This window comes from Cupriavidus sp. OV096 (assembly GCF_900115455.1).
Taxonomy (GTDB): Bacteria; Pseudomonadota; Gammaproteobacteria; order Burkholderiales; family Burkholderiaceae; genus Cupriavidus.
In genome coordinates, this window is the sequence record NZ_FOWM01000001.1 from 325,074 (window position 1) to 341,076 (window position 16,003).

Annotated in this window: 14 protein-coding genes; 1 reads left to right on the forward strand and 13 read right to left on the reverse strand. The window is 67.0% G+C overall.

Translation table 11 applies throughout. The features are described 5' to 3' along the window. Nucleotides 1-3: 3 nt before the first annotated feature. A complete protein-coding gene (locus tag BM115_RS01500; RefSeq protein ID WP_092289803.1) occupies nt 4-669 on the reverse strand; it encodes an RlmE family RNA methyltransferase in 666 nt (221 codons plus the stop codon). A 73-nt stretch (nt 670-742) separates the two neighbouring features. On the opposite strand from BM115_RS01500, the gene BM115_RS01505 reads away from it, so the two are divergent. Further along, nucleotides 743-1,249 (forward strand): YhbY family RNA-binding protein, encoded by a 507-nt coding sequence (locus BM115_RS01505; RefSeq protein ID WP_092289805.1) that lies wholly within the window; start codon nt 743-745, stop codon nt 1,247-1,249. Between the two features lie 54 nt (nt 1,250-1,303). Here the strand turns inward: BM115_RS01505 and BM115_RS01510 are convergent, their stop codons facing one another. The 12 genes from BM115_RS01510 to BM115_RS01565 form a co-directional block, all read right to left on the reverse strand. Continuing rightward, nucleotides 1,304-1,807, reverse strand: coding sequence for a DUF4149 domain-containing protein (locus BM115_RS01510; RefSeq protein ID WP_092289807.1), 504 nt, complete (start codon nt 1,805-1,807; stop codon nt 1,304-1,306). A 13-nt stretch (nt 1,808-1,820) separates the two neighbouring features. Further along, complete coding sequence (greA, locus tag BM115_RS01515; RefSeq protein WP_092289809.1) at nt 1,821-2,297, reverse strand: transcription elongation factor GreA; 477 nt, start codon at nt 2,295-2,297, stop codon at nt 1,821-1,823. Nucleotides 2,298-2,491: 194 nt separating this feature from the next. Continuing rightward, nucleotides 2,492-5,740, reverse strand: coding sequence for a carbamoyl-phosphate synthase large subunit (gene carB / locus BM115_RS01520; protein WP_092289811.1), 3,249 nt, complete (start codon nt 5,738-5,740; stop codon nt 2,492-2,494). 78 nt (nt 5,741-5,818) lie between these two features. Beyond that, nucleotides 5,819-6,496, reverse strand: a complete 678-nt coding sequence (leuE, locus tag BM115_RS01525) for a leucine efflux protein LeuE (RefSeq protein ID WP_092289813.1) — start codon at nt 6,494-6,496, stop codon at nt 5,819-5,821. A 37-nt stretch (nt 6,497-6,533) separates the two neighbouring features. Beyond that, nucleotides 6,534-7,670 carry a glutamine-hydrolyzing carbamoyl-phosphate synthase small subunit gene (carA, locus tag BM115_RS01530; RefSeq protein ID WP_092289815.1) on the reverse strand — a complete coding sequence of 379 codons (1,137 nt, stop codon included), beginning with the start codon at nt 7,668-7,670 and terminating at the stop codon, nt 6,534-6,536. Nucleotides 7,671-7,965: 295 nt separating this feature from the next. Beyond that, nucleotides 7,966-8,388, reverse strand: a complete 423-nt coding sequence (locus BM115_RS01535; protein WP_092289817.1) for a RidA family protein — start codon at nt 8,386-8,388, stop codon at nt 7,966-7,968. A gap of 12 nt (nt 8,389-8,400) precedes the next feature. Continuing rightward, nucleotides 8,401-8,826: an acyl-CoA thioesterase gene (locus tag BM115_RS01540; protein ID WP_092289819.1), complete on the reverse strand. Its 426-nt coding sequence runs from the start codon at nt 8,824-8,826 to the stop codon at nt 8,401-8,403. Then, on the reverse strand, nt 8,823-10,547 hold the full coding sequence (locus BM115_RS01545) for an AMP-binding protein (protein ID WP_092289821.1): 1,725 nt from the start codon (nt 10,545-10,547) through the stop codon (nt 8,823-8,825). Before BM115_RS01545 ends, BM115_RS01540 begins: the two co-directional genes overlap by 4 nt. 25 nt (nt 10,548-10,572) lie before the next feature. Further along, nucleotides 10,573-11,754, reverse strand: a complete 1,182-nt coding sequence (locus BM115_RS01550) for an acyl-CoA dehydrogenase family protein (protein WP_092289823.1) — start codon at nt 11,752-11,754, stop codon at nt 10,573-10,575. 25 nt (nt 11,755-11,779) lie between these two features. Continuing rightward, nucleotides 11,780-12,631: an enoyl-CoA hydratase family protein gene (locus tag BM115_RS01555; protein WP_092289825.1), complete on the reverse strand. Its 852-nt coding sequence runs from the start codon at nt 12,629-12,631 to the stop codon at nt 11,780-11,782. 46 nt (nt 12,632-12,677) lie between these two features. Further along, nucleotides 12,678-13,484, reverse strand: a complete 807-nt coding sequence (locus tag BM115_RS01560) for an SDR family NAD(P)-dependent oxidoreductase (protein ID WP_092289827.1) — start codon at nt 13,482-13,484, stop codon at nt 12,678-12,680. Nucleotides 13,485-13,486: 2 nt separating this feature from the next. After that, nucleotides 13,487-15,865: a bifunctional salicylyl-CoA 5-hydroxylase/oxidoreductase gene (locus BM115_RS01565; protein ID WP_092289829.1), complete on the reverse strand. Its 2,379-nt coding sequence runs from the start codon at nt 15,863-15,865 to the stop codon at nt 13,487-13,489. Nucleotides 15,866-16,003: the final 138 nt, after the last annotated feature.

The following is a 16,003-nucleotide window of genomic DNA, read 5'->3' on the forward strand; positions in this document are numbered from 1 at the left end:
GTTTCAGTCCACCGACTTCAGGTAACGCCCAAGAATAAAGGTTTCTGAAGACTTGTCGCGCGACGCCTTGGGCTTGCGCTTCGCGACTACCTTGAACTGGCGCTTGAATTTCTCCACGATCTGGCTATACCCGCTGCCGTGGAAACACTTTACCAGCAACGATCCCTCGGGTTTCAAGTGCGCCTGGGCGAACTCGAGCGCCAGATCGCATAAATACTCGATCCTTGCCGAATCGGCCGAAGACACACCGGACAAATTGGGGGCCATGTCCGAGATAACAAGGTCGATCCGGGTGCCGCCAGACGCGGCCAGGACCACCTCCTCGAATTCCCGGAATACCGATTCCTCGCGGAAGTCACCCAGAATAAAAGTGACGTCGGCGACAGGTTCCATCGGCAACAGGTCGATGGCGATCACCGCTCCATCGATCTTGCCATCCTTGGCGCGCGGCGAGGCCGCCAGCCGGTTGCGGGCGTACTGGCTCCAGCTGCCCGGGGCGGCGCCGAGGTCGACGATGACGTGGCCCGGCTGGATCAGCTTGTCCTGCTCGTCGATCTCCTTGAGCTTGTAGGCCGCACGGGCGCGATAGCCCTCGCGCTGCGCCATTTTCACGTAGGGATCGTTGATGTGGTCATGCAACCACGCGTGATTAAACTTGTTCTTTGCCATTTTTTGCTGATCTTTACCGCCTGCCGGCGTCATTTTGGCGGATAATACGCGCCATTCCGCTTTGCGCCCTGACATGCCCGCACTAGAACTGATACCTGCCCAACGCTCCTCCCTCCGCGCCCGCGCCCACGGTCTGAACCCTGTGGTCATGGTCGGTGCGGAAGGCCTGACCCGCGCGGTCCTGGCCGAGATCGACCGGAGCCTGGCGGCTCACGATCTGATCAAGATCCGTGTATTCGGCGACGAGCGCGACACGCGCATCGCCATTTATGAAGCCATCTGCGACGAACTCGACGCCGCGCCCATCCAGCATATCGGCAAGCTGCTCGTGATCTGGCGTCCGGGTCCGGCCCGTCTGGAAGAGAACCGGCCCGAGGAACTGGGTCGCATGGCCCCGCGCCGCCCGACCACTGGCACCGCGCCGCGCACCGTGACGGTCCGCAAGCCCAGCGCCGCGCCGAACCGTCGGCCCACCCGCAAGGAAGTGACCGTACTCGGCAACGAGCGCGTGACCCAGGGTGGCAACGTCAAGCGCCTGCGCGCCCGCCCCAGCAGCCAGAAGAAGAAGGCGCTGGGCTGATCCGCCCTGCCCTGCCTTCCTGGCCTGAAGAACGCCCGCTTGTGCGGGCGTTTTTTATTCCCCGGCCGAACGCGGCGCTGCTGCGCGCCACACCAGCACTAGCGCCAGTATGCTGTGCACGAGGTAGATGACGCTCGACACGCCGTGCAGCATGCCGAACTGGCCCTTGAACGGCGACTCGGAGACACCCAGGTTCAGCGCCTGCGCACGGACCTTGAGGCCTTCCATGAACGGCTGCACGCCGAAGTAGCCGGCCAGCACGCAAACCAGCATGGCCAGCACGATCCAGCGCAGCGTGCGATAGCGCTTGGCACCGCGGCGGATCATCACATTGCACAGTACCAACTGCAGCACGCCCACCGTGATGCCGAGGATCGCCTCGGTCCGGAACAGGTGGCCGGCGATCATGCCTGCCATCTCACGGTTCGGCAGCACCGAAAACAGCGTCGGTGCCACCATGTAACCTACTGTCCACAAACTGCCGGCCCAAACAACGGTCAGCAGCAGGAAAATCCGGTGGGGCAGCGGCGGCAGGTTCGAATACGAGGAAGAGAACACGTGTGGGCGCCCGTCAGACGTAGCGGACGGTGATCACTTCGTATTCGCGCTCGCCACCCGGGGCCAGCACGATCGCCACGTCGCCTTCGAACTTGCCGATCAGGGCCCGGGCGATGGGCGAGCTGACCGAAATCTTGCCGCTGTCGAGGTCGGCTTCGTCGTCGCCGACGATCTGGTAGCTCACGGGCTTGCCCGATTGCAGGTCTTCCAGGTCCACGGTGGCGCCAAAGACGATGCGGCCGTCCGTGTCGAGCTGGGTCGGATCGATGATCTGGGCAGCCGACAGCTTCGACTCCACGTCCAGGATGCGGCCTTCGATAAAGGCCTGCTTTTCCTTGGCGGCGTCGTACTCGGCGTTTTCCGACAGGTCACCCTGCGCGCGCGCTTCGGCGATGGCAGTGATCACCGCGGGACGTTCGACGGCCTTGAGGCGCTGCAGTTCTTCCTTCAGGAGTTCGGCGCCACGCTTGGTAATCGGAATGGTGCTCATATCTCGTTCAACAAAAAAATGAGCCGCAGCGGAGCTGGAGCCATGCTCCCGGCAAGGTTGCCGGAAGCACTTCCGCTCGACCGCGGCTTTCGGATAGGACCGAACGGCCCGTAGGCCGTTCAATCGACGAATTCGACGTAGTGTAGGCCAGAAAGCCCGCCGGTATCAACCCGGCGGGTCTGGCGGTGCAGCAATCAGGCCAGCTGCTTGTGCAGGCTCTGCAGGTCGTAGACCTCCAGGCTTTGCATGTGCTTCAGGCCCTCCACTGCGGCGCGGGCGCCGGCAATGGTGGTGTAGTAAGGCACCCGGCCGGCCAGCGCGGCGATACGGATCGAACGCGAATCGGCGATGGCCGTACGCGTCTCGTCCACCGTGGTGAACACCAGCGCCAGTTCGCCGTTCTTGATCATGTCCACGATGTGCGGACGGCCGTCCTTGACCTTGTTGACCACGCGCACCGGGATCCCCGCTGCCTCGATGGCCGACGCCGTGCCGCGCGTGGCGACGATCGGGTAGCCCAGGTCGTGCAGCATGCGGGCCACGCCCACGGCACGCGGCTTGTCGCTGTCCTTGACGGTGATCAGCACGGTGCCCTTCTCGGGCAGGCGCGAACCGGCGGCCAGCTGGCTCTTGAACAGGGCCTCGCCGAACACCTTGCCCACGCCCATCACCTCACCGGTGGAGCGCATCTCAGGTCCAAGCACCGGGTCCACGCCCGGGAACTTGTTGAACGGGAACACGGCTTCCTTGACGCTGAAGTACGGCGGTATCACCTCTTCGCCGATGCCCTGCGAGTCCAGCGACTGGCCGGCCATGCAGCGTGCGGCGATCTTCGCCAGCGACAGGCCGGTAGCCTTCGACACATACGGCACGGTCCGCGAGGCGCGCGGGTTCACTTCCAGCACGTACACGGTATCTTCGCCGTTGTGCTGCTGGATCGCGAACTGCACGTTCATCAGGCCGATCACGTTCAGGGCCTTCGCCATGGCGGCGGTCTGGCGCTTCAGCTCGTCCACGGTGGCTTGCGAGAGCGAGTACGGCGGCAGCGAGCAAGCCGAGTCGCCCGAGTGCACGCCAGCCTGCTCGATGTGCTCCATCACGCCGCCGATGAACACGCGCTGGCCGTCGCTCAGGGCGTCCACGTCGCATTCGATCGCGTCGTTCAGGAAACGGTCCAGCAGCACCGGGGAGTCGTGCGACACCTTCACGGCCTCGCGCATATAGCGCTCGAGGTCGCGCGGCTCGTGCACGATTTCCATCGCGCGGCCACCCAGCACGTACGACGGGCGCACCACCAGCGGGTAGCCGATTTCCTCGGCCAGGCGCAGCGCCTCGTCCTCGGCCCGCGCGGTGCGGTTCGGCGGCTGGCGCAGGCCCAGTTCCTGCAGCAGCTTCTGGAAGCGCTCGCGGTCTTCCGCGGCGTCGATCATGTCCGGGCTGGTGCCGATGATGGGCACGCCGTTGGCTTCCAGGTCCAGCGCCAGCTTCAGCGGGGTCTGGCCGCCGTACTGGACGATCACGCCGACCGGCTTTTCCTTGTCGACGATTTCCAGCACGTCTTCCAGCGTCAGCGGCTCGAAGTACAGGCGGTCCGAGGTGTCATAGTCGGTCGACACGGTTTCCGGGTTGCAGTTGACCATGATGGTCTCGTACCCGTCTTCGCGCAGCGCCAGCGCGGCGTGCACGCAGCAATAGTCGAACTCGATGCCCTGGCCGATCCGGTTCGGGCCACCGCCCAGCACCATGATCTTCTTGTTGGCGGTCGGCTCGGCCTCGCACTCGCCGTGTTCGGCTTCGTACGTGCCGTACATGTAGGCGGTGTTGGTGGCGAACTCGGCCGCGCAGGTGTCCACGCGCTTGTAGACCGGGCGCACGTTCTGGGCGATACGCGCCTCGCGCACCGACTTGGCGTCGGTCTTGAGCAGCTTCGCCAGGCGGCGGTCCGAGAAACCCTTCTGCTTGAGCAGGCGCAGTTCGGGCGTCGAGAGGCTGGCCAGCGTGCGGTTGCGCACGATGGACTCGGTCTTCACGATGTCTTCGATCTGGGCCAAGAACCACGGGTCGATGGCGGTCTCGGCATGCACTTCCTCGAGCGACATGCCCAGGCGGAACGCGTCGCCCACGTACCAGATACGGTCCGGGCCGGCTTCGCCGATCTCTTCCACCACCTCGTCGCGGTCGGTCGACTTCTCGTCCAGGCCATCCACGCCCACTTCCAGGCCGCGCAGTGCCTTCTGGAACGATTCCTGGAAGGTGCGGCCCATCGCCATCACCTCGCCCACGGACTTCATCTGCGTAGTCAGGTGGCTGTCGGCCTGCGGGAACTTCTCGAAGGCGAAACGCGGCACCTTGGTGACCACGTAGTCGATCGACGGCTCGAACGACGCCGGGGTCTGGCCGCCGGTGATCTCGTTCTTCAGCTCGTCCAGCGTGTAGCCCACGGCCAGCTTGGCCGCCACCTTGGCGATCGGGAAGCCGGTGGCCTTCGAGGCCAGCGCCGACGAACGCGACACGCGCGGGTTCATCTCGATCACGATCATGCGGCCATCGGCCGGGTTGATCGAGAACTGCACGTTCGAGCCGCCCGTATCCACGCCGATCTCGCGCAGCACGGCCAGCGAGGCGTTACGCAGGATCTGGTATTCCTTGTCGGTCAGCGTCTGCGCCGGGGCCACGGTGATCGAGTCGCCGGTGTGGATGCCCATCGGGTCCAGGTTCTCGATCGAGCAGATGATGATGCAGTTGTCCGCCTTGTCGCGGACCACTTCCATCTCGTATTCCTTCCAGCCCAGCAGCGATTCCTCGATCAGCAGCTCGCGCGTCGGCGACAGGTCCAGGCCGCGCTTGCAGATTTCCTCGAATTCCTCGCGGTTGTAGGCGATGCCGCCGCCCGAGCCGCCCAGCGTGAACGACGGGCGGATCACGATCGGGTAGCCCGCCGTGCCGGTGTCCGCGGCGATGCGCGACTGCACGGCCACGGCCTCGTCCATCGAGTGCGCGATACCAGACTTTGCCGAACCGAGACCGATCTTGGTCATCGCGTCCTTGAACTTCTGGCGGTCCTCGGCCTTGTCGATGGCTTCCGGCGACGCGCCGATCAGCTCCACCTTGTACTTGTCCAGCACGCCATGGCGATGCAGGTCCAGCGCGCAGTTCAGCGCGGTCTGGCCGCCCATGGTCGGCAGGATCGCATCGGGACGCTCACGCTCGATGATGCGCTCGACCACTTCCCAGGTGATGGGCTCGATGTAGGTCACGTCGGCCGTGTTCGGGTCCGTCATGATGGTCGCCGGGTTCGAATTGACCAGGATGACCTTGTAGCCCTCTTCGCGCAGGGCCTTGCAGGCCTGGGCGCCGGAGTAGTCGAATTCGCACGCCTGCCCGATGATGATGGGGCCCGCGCCGATGATGAGGATGCTCTTGATGTCTGTGCGTTTTGGCATTGCACGCTCTCTTTGGTGGCCGGTGCGCGAAAGTCTCGCGCGCCGCGCCGGATATTCAGGTTATTTCGACTCGCCGGATCAGTTCAGCGTGGCCGTCGCCAGCTTCGCGCCGAAGCCGATGAACATGGCCCCCACACCGCTCGCCATGCCTGCCGACAGCCTGCGGCGCCGGCGGAACGCTTCGGCAAGCCGCGCGCCCACAAGGATGATGGTGGTCAGGTAGACGAAGCTGCAGATCTGGCAGACCAGCCCCAGCGCCACGAACGACAGCACCGGGCGCGCGAACTGCGGGTCCACGAACTGGATAAAGAACGAGATGAAGAACAGGATGGCCTTCGGGTTCAGCAGGCTGATGACCAGCGCCTTGCGGAACGGGTCCGTGGTGCGCTCGACCGGCACTTCGACCGCCGCCGGCTGTCCGGCCTCGCCCCGCTGGGACCAGCTGCGCAGCGCGCCGCGCAGCATCTGGAAGCCGATCCAGGCCAGGTAGGCCGCGCCGATGGTCTTGACCACGTAGAACAGCGCCGGGCTGGCCTTGAGCAGCGACGCCACGCCCGCGGCCGACAGCACCATCAGGATCAGGTCGCCCAGGAATACGCCGCACGCGCCCCGGTAGCCGGCGCGCACACCGCGCTGGGCGGCCACCGACAGCACGTACATCGAGTTCGGCCCCGGCAGCAGCACGATGAAGATCGTGCCAAGCACAAAGGTCCAGAAATCGGTAATGCCCAGGCTGGCGTGCATGAACGCGTTCATGGTTTCTCGCTGTGTCCTTGTTCTCGTTCGCGGCGGCTTACTGCTTCGCGTCCTTCATCAGCTTGATGAAGCGGTCGAACAGGTAGGCCACGTCGTGCGGGCCGGGCGATGCTTCCGGGTGACCCTGGAAGCAGAACGCCGGCTTGTCCGTCAGCGCGAAGCCCTGCAGCGAGCCGTCGAACAGCGACGTATGCGTGACGCGCACGTTGGCCGGCAGCGTGTCGGCATCCACGGCAAAACCGTGATTTTGCGACGTAATCACCACACGACCATCGTCCATGTCCTTGACCGGATGGTTCGCGCCATGGTGGCCGAACTTCATCTTGAGGGTCTTGGCGCCCACGGCCAGGGCCATGATCTGGTGACCCAGGCAGATGCCGAAGGTGGGAATGCCACGGGCGATGAACTCACGCGTGGCAGCCACGGCGTAGTCACACGGCTCGGGGTCGCCGGGGCCGTTGGACAGGAAGATGCCGTCCGGATTCAGCGCCAGGGCATCGGCGGCGCTGGCCTGGGCCGGCAGCACCGTGACCTTGCAGCCGCGCTCGGCCAGCATGCGCAGGATGTTGAACTTGACGCCGTAGTCATAGGCCACCACGTGGAACTGCGGCTTGTCCAGCTTGCCGTAGCCCTCGCCGAGCTTCCACTCGTTCTGGGTCCACTCGTACGGTTCCTTGACCGACACCACCTTGGCCAGGTCCATGCCGGCCAGGCCGGGGAACGAGCGGGCCAGGTCGATGGCGCGCTGGACGTTGTCCTCGCCAGCCAGGATGCAGCCGTTCTGGGCACCCTTCTCGCGCAGGATACGGGTCAGCTTGCGGGTATCGATGCCGGCAATGGCCACCACCTTTTCCTGCTTGAGGTAGTGGGCGAGCGTGTGTTCCTTGCGGAAGCTCGAGGCCAGAATCGGCAGATCCTTGATGATCAGGCCGGCGGCATGGACTTTCGTGGCTTCGACGTCCTCACGATTCACCCCGACATTGCCGATATGCGGATACGTCAGCGTGACGATCTGCCGGGAATAGCTCGGGTCGGTGAGGATTTCCTGGTAACCGGTGAGAGCGGTGTTGAACACCACTTCGCCGATGGTATGGCCGGAAGCGCCGATGGAATAGCCACGAAAGACCGTGCCGTCTGCAAGCGCGAGAATGGCGGACGGAAAAGACGGTAACACGGGTAGGCTCCTGCTGGACTCACCCCGTGACCGACCTGCTCAACGCCTCGTGCCCCGGGGCGGCGCCTCGCGCGCATGGGCGAGGGACCGGCCGGCTGCGTCTCATTCGTCACTTTTTGTAGTGCACGAACGGCGCGCGCGGATGGGGCGGCGGAAGGTGGAATACGGTAGGCGCTAGGGTGAAGGGTTCTGAAAGCGAAACTTTCGAATTATATCCCGCCGTGCCCAATTTCTCAAGTTTTCAAGGACTTGCGATGGCAAGCCCTGCCGTGATCGGTTATATACAGCGCCGCCACTAACCTGCCGACATGTCCGCCGGCACCACCGCCGTGACCTCGATCTCCACCTGGGCGCGCGGCTCCACGAGGTCCGCCACCTCCACCGCCGTCATCGCCGGGAAGTGCCGGCCGATGATTTCCCGATAGTGCTGACCGATGTCCTTGTACGCGCCCACGTACGCGGCCTTGTCCTTCACGTACCAGGTCATGCGCGCGATGTGCTCGGGGCGAGCCCCGCCCGCCGCCAGCACCGCAACGATATTGCGCAGGGTCTGCGCGACCTGCAGCGCGAAGTCGTCGGTCTCGAACTCGCACTGGGCATTCCAGCCGATCTGACCGCCGACGAAGATCAGGCGGCTGCCTACCGTCATCTCGGCGAGGATGCCGTTGGCGTAGCCCCGGGGCGGTGCCCAGTCGGGCGGTTGCAGCGTTTTCAACATATGACGATCCGGTTATGCGTGGGGATGAAGGAAACGCGCCATCGCGATGCGTACCCGGTCGGGCAGCGGCGTTGGCGTCATGGTTTGGGTATCGACGCAGACGAGCCGCTGGCCCACGGTCAGGCGCGTCTCGGCGGCCGGCCCGGCGAAGCGGGTGTCGATGGCGAAGCTGGTCCGTCCGATGTGCGTCACACGCAACTCGCGGGTCAGCAGTTCGCCCAGCCGGCTCGGCGCGGTAAAGCGGCATTGCAGTTCGGCGGTCGGCACGCCGGCGTGGCCGGCGAGGTGCATGGCGTCGAACGGCCAGTCGAGCCCATCGGCGAACCAGTCTTCGATGAAGTCGTTGAGCATCTCGAAGTAGCGCGGATAGAACACGATGCCGGCCGTGTCGCAGTGCTTGAAGCGCACCCGCACCGTGTTGCGGAACACGTCACTCATGGCTTGGTGCCTTCCGCGCCGGTCTCGGCGGTCTCGGTCGCCAGCTGGCGCAGCCGGAACCGTTGCAGCTTGCCCGTCTCGGTGCGCGGCAGCGCGGCCACGAACTCGATCCGGCGCGGGTATTTATAGGGCGCGATCTCGCGCTTCACGTAGGCCTGCAGCGCGGCGCGCATGGCGTCGCCGGGCTCCACGCCGGGGCGCAGCACCACGTAGGCCATCACCACCTGCCCGCGCTCCGGGTCCGGCGCGCCCACCACGCCGCACTCGGCCACGGCCTCGTGGCGCATCAGCGTGCCTTCCACCTCGGGTCCGGCGATGTTGTAGCCGGCCGAGATGATCATGTCGTCCGAGCGCGCCTGATAGAAGTAGTAGCCATCGGCGTCGGCCAGGAAGGTGTCGCCCGGCAGGTTCCAGCCATCGCGCACGTAGTTGGTCTGGCGCGGGTCGTCCAGGTAGCGGCAGCCCGTGGGCCCGCGCACGGCCAGCTTGCCGACCGTGCCCGGCGGCACCGGCTGCATGGCTTCATCGACGATGCGGGCCTCGTAGCCCGGCACCACGCGGCCCACCGCGCCGGGGCGCACGTCGGCGCCGGCGCTGGAGATGAAGATGTGCATCATCTCGGTGCCGCCCAGCCCATCGGTCATCTCGATGCCGGTGGCCGCCTTCCACGCCTGGCGCGTGGCGTCCGGCAGTGCCTCGCCGGCGGAGACGCTTTTCTTCAGGCTGGACAGGTCGAACTGGGGCGCCAGCGTCGCCATCTGGCGATAGAAGGTCGGCGCCGTGAAGACAATGGTGGCGCGATGGTCCTGGATCAGCTGCAGCAGCGTCTCGGGCGTGAGCTTCTCGGCCAGCGCCGTGCTCGCCCCGATCCGCAGCGGAAAGCACAGCATCCCACCCAGCCCAAAGGTGAACGCCAGCGGCGGCGTGCCGCAGAAGATGTCGTCCGCCGTGGGCTTGAGCACATGGCGCGGGAACAGGTCGCACATCGCCAGCACGTCGCGGTGGAAGTGCATCGTGCCCTTGGGCTGGCCGGTGGTGCCGCTGGTGAAGGCGATCAGGCAGGTGTCGTCGGCAGCGGTGTCGCAGGCGGTGAAGGTGTCGGGCTTGCTGGCCAGCGCCGTCTCCAGCGCGTCCGGGCCGGTGCCGTTGAAGTAGCGCACCGTCTTCAGGCTGGGGCAGAAGTGCTCTCCGCCGGCCAGCCGGTTAGCGTCGAGTTCGGCCTGAAGCCGGGCATCGCAGAGCGCCGCGCCCACCTCGGCTTTGTCGATGACCTGCTTCAGCTCCTTCGCGCGCAGCAGCGGCATGGTCGGCACGGCGATCAGCCCGGCCTTGAGCGTGGCCAGCCAGCAGGCCGCCATCATCAGGTTGTTCGGCCCGCGCAGCAGCACGCGGTTGCCGGGCACCAGCGCCATGTCTTCCACCAGCACATGGGCAATGCGGCTGACCAGCGCGGCCAGTTCGGCATAGGTCACGGTCTCGATGCGGCCGTCGCGCTCGTGCCGAATGGCCACGCGGGCGCCCTGCCCGGCTGCCACGTGGTGGTCCACCAGCGCCTCGGCGGCGTTCAGCCGCGCCGGATAGGTGGTGTCGGCGTTGAAGCGGAATTCGGGCCATTGCTCGGGCGGCGGCAGGCGGTCGCGAGCGAAGGTGTCGACCACGGTATCGCGCGTGGAAGTGGAAGTGGAAGTGGAAGCGGCGGTGGCAGGGGCGGGGGCGACCATGCTTGTCTCTCCTGTTTTCGTCGATTTACGACCGGCTGCGCTCGGCCGCGGCCAGCGTCTCGCGCGCGATGATCAGCTTCTGCACCTCGGTGGCGCCCTCGTAGATCCGCAGCGAGCGGATCTCGCGATACAGGCTTTCCACGCGCGTGCCGACCTTCACCCCGAGCCCGCCGAACATCTGCACGGCACGGTCGATGACCTGCTGGGCGTTCTCGGTGGCCACCATCTTGGCCATGGCTGCCTCCCGGGTGGTGCGCACGCCGCGCACGTCGCGCAGCCACGCGGCACGGTAGGTGAGCAGCGCGGCGGCATCCACCGCCGTGGCCATGTCGCCGATGGCGGCCTGCGTCAGTTGCAGGTCCGCCAGCACGCCGCCGAACATCGGGCGGCTGGTGGCGCGCGCCAGCGCATCGTCCAGCGCGGCCCGGCCGAAGCCCAGCGCGGCCGCCGCCACCGAGGCGCGGAAGATGTCGAGCGTCATCATCGCCACCTTGAAGCCCTGCCCCGCCTCGCCCAGCCGCTGGCCCACGGGCACGCGGCAATCGTCGAATTGCAGCGTGGCCAGCGGATGCGGGGCGATCACGTCGATCCGCTCGGCGATGCGCAGGCCCGGCGTGTCGGCATCCACCACGAAGGCGGTGATGCCGCGCGCGCCCGGCGCCTCGCCGGTACGGGCGAACACGCAGTAGAAATCGGCGATGCCGCCGTTCGATATCCACGTCTTGCTGCCGTTCAGCGCGTAGTGGCTGCCGTCCTCGGACAACCGCGCGCTGCATTGCATCGCCGCCACATCGGAGCCGGCTTCGGGCTCCGACAGCGCGAACGCGGCGATGGCCTCGCCGCGGGCCACGCGCGGCAGGTAGTGGGCGCGCACGGCGTCGCTGCCGGCCAGCGTGATCGCGCCCGAGCCCAGTCCCTGCATCGCGAAGGCGAAGTCGGCCAGCCCATCGTGGCGGGCCAGCGTTTCGCGCAGCAGGCACAGCGCGCGCGAGTCCAGCGCCGGCAGCGCGCCGCCATGGGCGGCCGGCACGCAGTAGCGCAGCCAGCCGGCGTCGCCGAGTTGCCGCACCAGCGCGCGGCAGGCGGCGTCCGTATCGGTGTGATCGACGTGGGCCAGCGCGGTGCCGCACCACGCGTCCAGGTCGCGCTCCAGCGTCCGGTGCGCATCGTCGAAAAACGGCAGGTCGATGTAGGTCTTGTCGCTCATGGATGCTCCCCGGCCTCAATCAGCCTCAATCGCCCTCGAATACCGGCTTCTGCTTCGCCACGAAGGCGTCGTAGGCGCGGCGGAAGTCCTTCGTCTGCATGCAGATGGCCTGCGCCTCGGCCTCGGCCTCGATGGCTTCGTCCAGCCCCATGTTCCATTCCTGATGCAGCAGCTTCTTGGTCACGCCATGGGCAAAGGTCGGCCCCGCCGCGATCTGGGCGGCCAGCGTCTGGGCAGCGGCCAGCACGGCGTCCGGCGCGTGCAGCGCGTTGAAGAAGCCCCATTGCTGGCCTTCCTCGGCGGTCATCGCGCGGCCCGTGTAGAGCAGCTCGCTCGCCCGGCCCTGTCCGATCACGCGCGGCAGCAGCGAGCACGCGCCCATGTCCGCGCCGGCCAGCCCCACGCGCACGAACAGGAAGGCCGTCTTCGCCTGCGGGGTGCCGAGGCGCAGATCCGAGGCCAGCGCCATCATCGCCCCGGCCCCGGCGCAGATGCCGTCGATGGCGCTGATCACCGGCTGCGGGCAGGCGCGCATCGCCTTGACCAGGTCGCCTGTCATGCGGGTGAAATCGAGCAGCTCGGGCATGCTCATCTTGGTGAGCGGGCCGATGATCTCGTGCACATCGCCGCCCGAGCAGAAATTGCCGCCCGCGCCGGTCACCACCACGGCCTTGATGTCGGTGGCGTAGCAGAGACCGCGGAACAGGTCGCGCAGCTCCGCGTACGAATCGAAGGTCAGCGGGTTCTTGCGCTCTGGCCGGTTCAGCGTGATGGTGGCCACCTTGCCGTCGCCGGACACCGTCCACAGGAAGTGCCTGGGCTGGTAGTCGGCAAACGGGCGCTTGTGGTGGTGCATGTGCAGTGCAATCTCGCTCATGGGTTGTCTCTCTCGCTCTCGAATTTGTTCTCGAATTTGTTCGATGTCAGCCGGCCATGACCTCGCCGCCCGCCACGGGCACGGCCTGCCCGGTGATGGCGGACGCCGAGGGGCGGCACAGCCACGCCACGGCATCGGCCACCTCGTCCGGCTGCACCAGCCGGCGCTGCGGATTGCGTGCGGCCAGTTCGGCCCGGGCCTCGGCCTCGGTGCGGCCGGTCTTGCCGACGATATTCGCCACCGCGTCGCGCACGATGTCGGTTTCGGTGTAGCCGGGGCAGACCGCGTTGACGGTGATCCCCTTGGCGGCCAGCTCCAGCGCCAGCGCCCGCGTGAGGCCGATCACGCCGTGCTTGGCCGCGCAGTAGGCGCTGACGTAGCCGTAGCCGATCAGCCCTGCCGTGCTCGCCACGTTGACGATGCGCCCCCAGCCCGCGTCCAGCATCGCCGGCAGCGCGGCCTGCGTGCACAGGAAGGTGCCGGTCAGGTTGACGTCGAGCATGCGCTGCCACAGCGCGAGATCAGTCTTGCCGAACGGCGCGCTGTGCGCCTGCCCGGCGTTGTTGACCAGCACGGTGATGGCGCCGCGCGCCTCGGTGGCGGCGGCAAAGGCGGCTTCCACGCTGGCGGGCTCGGCGATGTCGGCGCACACGGCGCCCACCGAGGCGTCGCCGAGCCGGTGCGCCTGCAGCGCGGTGACGGTGGCGTCGAGCGTGGCAGCGTCGCGGCCCAGCAGCGTCACGCTGGCCCCTTCGCCCAGTAACTGACGCGCGATGGCGGCCCCGATGCCGCGTCCGCCGCCGGTGACGAGCGCGTGCTTGCCAGTCAATGATGGCGATGGGGATAGGCTCATGGTCACTTCCCCGGCGGCACGCCGGCCGTGGCCGCCGCGCGCTCCATATTGGTTTCGAGCTGGCGCTTGCCGGCCACGTACTGCTTCGGCCAGGTTACGTCGCGGAAGCCGAGCCGCGCGGCCTCGTGCAGCGTCCAGGCCGGGTCGGCCAGATGCGGGCGGGCAATCGCGCACAGGTCGGCCCGGCCCGCTGCGACGATGCTGTCCACATGGTCGGCCTCGAAGATGGCGCCGACGGCAATCGTCGCAATGCCAGCCTCGTTGCGGATGCGGTCCGCGAACGGCGTCTGGTACATCCGGCCATAGACGGGCGCCTGATCGGGGCTGACCTGCCCGGAAGAGCAGTCGATCATGTCCGCGCCGGCCGCCTTGAACGCGCGCGCGATGGCCACCGCGTCGTCGGCGGTAATGCCGCCCTCCACCCAGTCGTGCGCGGAAATCCGCACCGACATCGGCCGCTCCGCCGGCCAGACCGCGCGCACGGCGGTAAAGACTTCGAGCGGAAAGCGCAGCCGGTTCGCCAGCGTGCCGCCATAGGCATCGGTGCGCAGGTTGGTCAGCGGCGAGATGAAGCTGGAGAGCAGGTAGCCGTGGGCGCAGTGCAACTCCAGCCAGTCGAAGCCCGCCTCCGCCGCGCGGCGCGCGTTGGCCACGAAGTCATCGCGCACCTGCGCCATGTCGGCGGGCGTCATCTCGCGCGGCATCTGCGAGATCCCGGGCAGATAGGGCAGCGGCGACGCGGAGATCAGCGGCCAGTTGCCCTCGGCCAGCGGATAGTCCATCTTCTCCCAGCCCAGTTGGGTCGAGCCCTTGCGGCCCGCATGGCCCAGCTGGATGGCGATCTTCGCGTCGCTGTTGGCGTGGACGAAATCGACGATCCGGCGCCACGCATCGCGCTGAGTGTCGTTCCACAGCCCGGGGCAGCCCGGCGTGATCCGCGCGTCCGGGGACACGCAGGTCATCTCGGCCACGACCATGCCCGCCCCGCCCAGCGCCCGCGCGCCCAGGTGCACGAGGTGGAAATCGCCCGGCACGCCATCGACCGACGAATACATCGCCATCGGGCTGACCACCACGCGGTTTTTGAGGGTGACGCCGCGCACGCGGTACGGCGTGAACATCGGCGGCAGGCCGTGTTGGGGATCGGCGGCGCGCAGGTGCAGCGTCTCGGGCGGCACGCCGGCCTGGGCGGCCAGCCATTGTTCGAAGTCCGCCACGTAGCCGGCATCGCGCACGCGCAGGTTCTCGTGGGAGATGCGCTGCGAGCGGGTGAGCAAGGAGTAGGCGAACTGCTCCGGCGCGAGGCTGTCCGCGTAGCGCTCCACGTTCTCGAACCATTCCGTGGAGTTGCGCGCGGCGTTCTGGATCTTGAGCACCTCCACGCTGCGAGTGGCCTCATAGTGCGTCAACGCCTCGGGCAGGCCGTCGATGCCGCCGTGCGCGCGTCCGATGGCGTTGGCGAGGTCGATTGCATCCTCCAGCGCCAGCTTGGTCCCCGAGCCGATCGAGAAATGCGCCGTATGCGCCGCGTCGCCCATCAGCACGACCGGCACCCGGCGCCCATCGTCCAGCGTGTTCCAGTGCACCCAGCGATGGCAGATCACACGCGGGAAGCGAATCCAGTTGGCCGAGCCGCGCAGATGGGTGGCGTTGCTGATGAGCGGATGGCGGTCCAGATGGCGCGCGAACAGGCGCTCGCAGAAGGCCACGCCCTCTTCCTGGCTCATCTGCTCGATGCCAGCGTCGCGCCAGACGCGCTCCGGGGCTTCGACGATAAACGTGGACGTGGTGTCGTCGAAGCGGTACGCGTGAGCCTGGAACCAGCCGTGCTCGGTCTTCTCGAACGCGAACGTGAAGGCGTCGAACAGCTTGTGCGTGCCGAGCCAGACGAAGCGGCACTGGCGGGTGTCGATGTCCGGTGCGAAGGTCTCGGCGTAACGCGTGCGGATGCGGCTGTTGATCCCATCGCAGGCAATCACCAGATCGGCGCCGTACTGGCGCGCCAGCGCCTGGTCATCGGCCACATCGGTCTCGAACACGAGCCGCACGCCCAGCGCCTCGCAGCGCGCCTGGAGGATGTTCAGCAGCCGCTTGCGGCCGATGCCGATAAAGCCGTGGCCGCCCGAGCGGATGGTGCGGCCGCCGATGTGGATGTCGATGTCGTCCCAGTGGTTGAACGCGGCGTCGATCTCGCGCGCACTCACGGGGTCGGCCTGGCGCAGGTTCTCGAGCGTGGCATCGGAGAACACCACGCCCCAGCCGAACGTGTCGTACGGCCGGTTGCGCTCCACCACCACTACGTCGTTGGCGGGGTCCTGCAGCTTCATCAGCAGCCCGAAATACAGGCCCGATGGCCCACCACCAATGCAAAGCACGCGCATAGGGTCGCCTCACTACATCATGGTTAAATATTTGATGCTTAAAATATTAGGCCGCATGGGAAGTCGTGGCAAGCGAAATCTGCGCGGTCGAAGGATGCCTCCCCGAGCCGTGCAGACTTCGCCCCTATATATATAGAC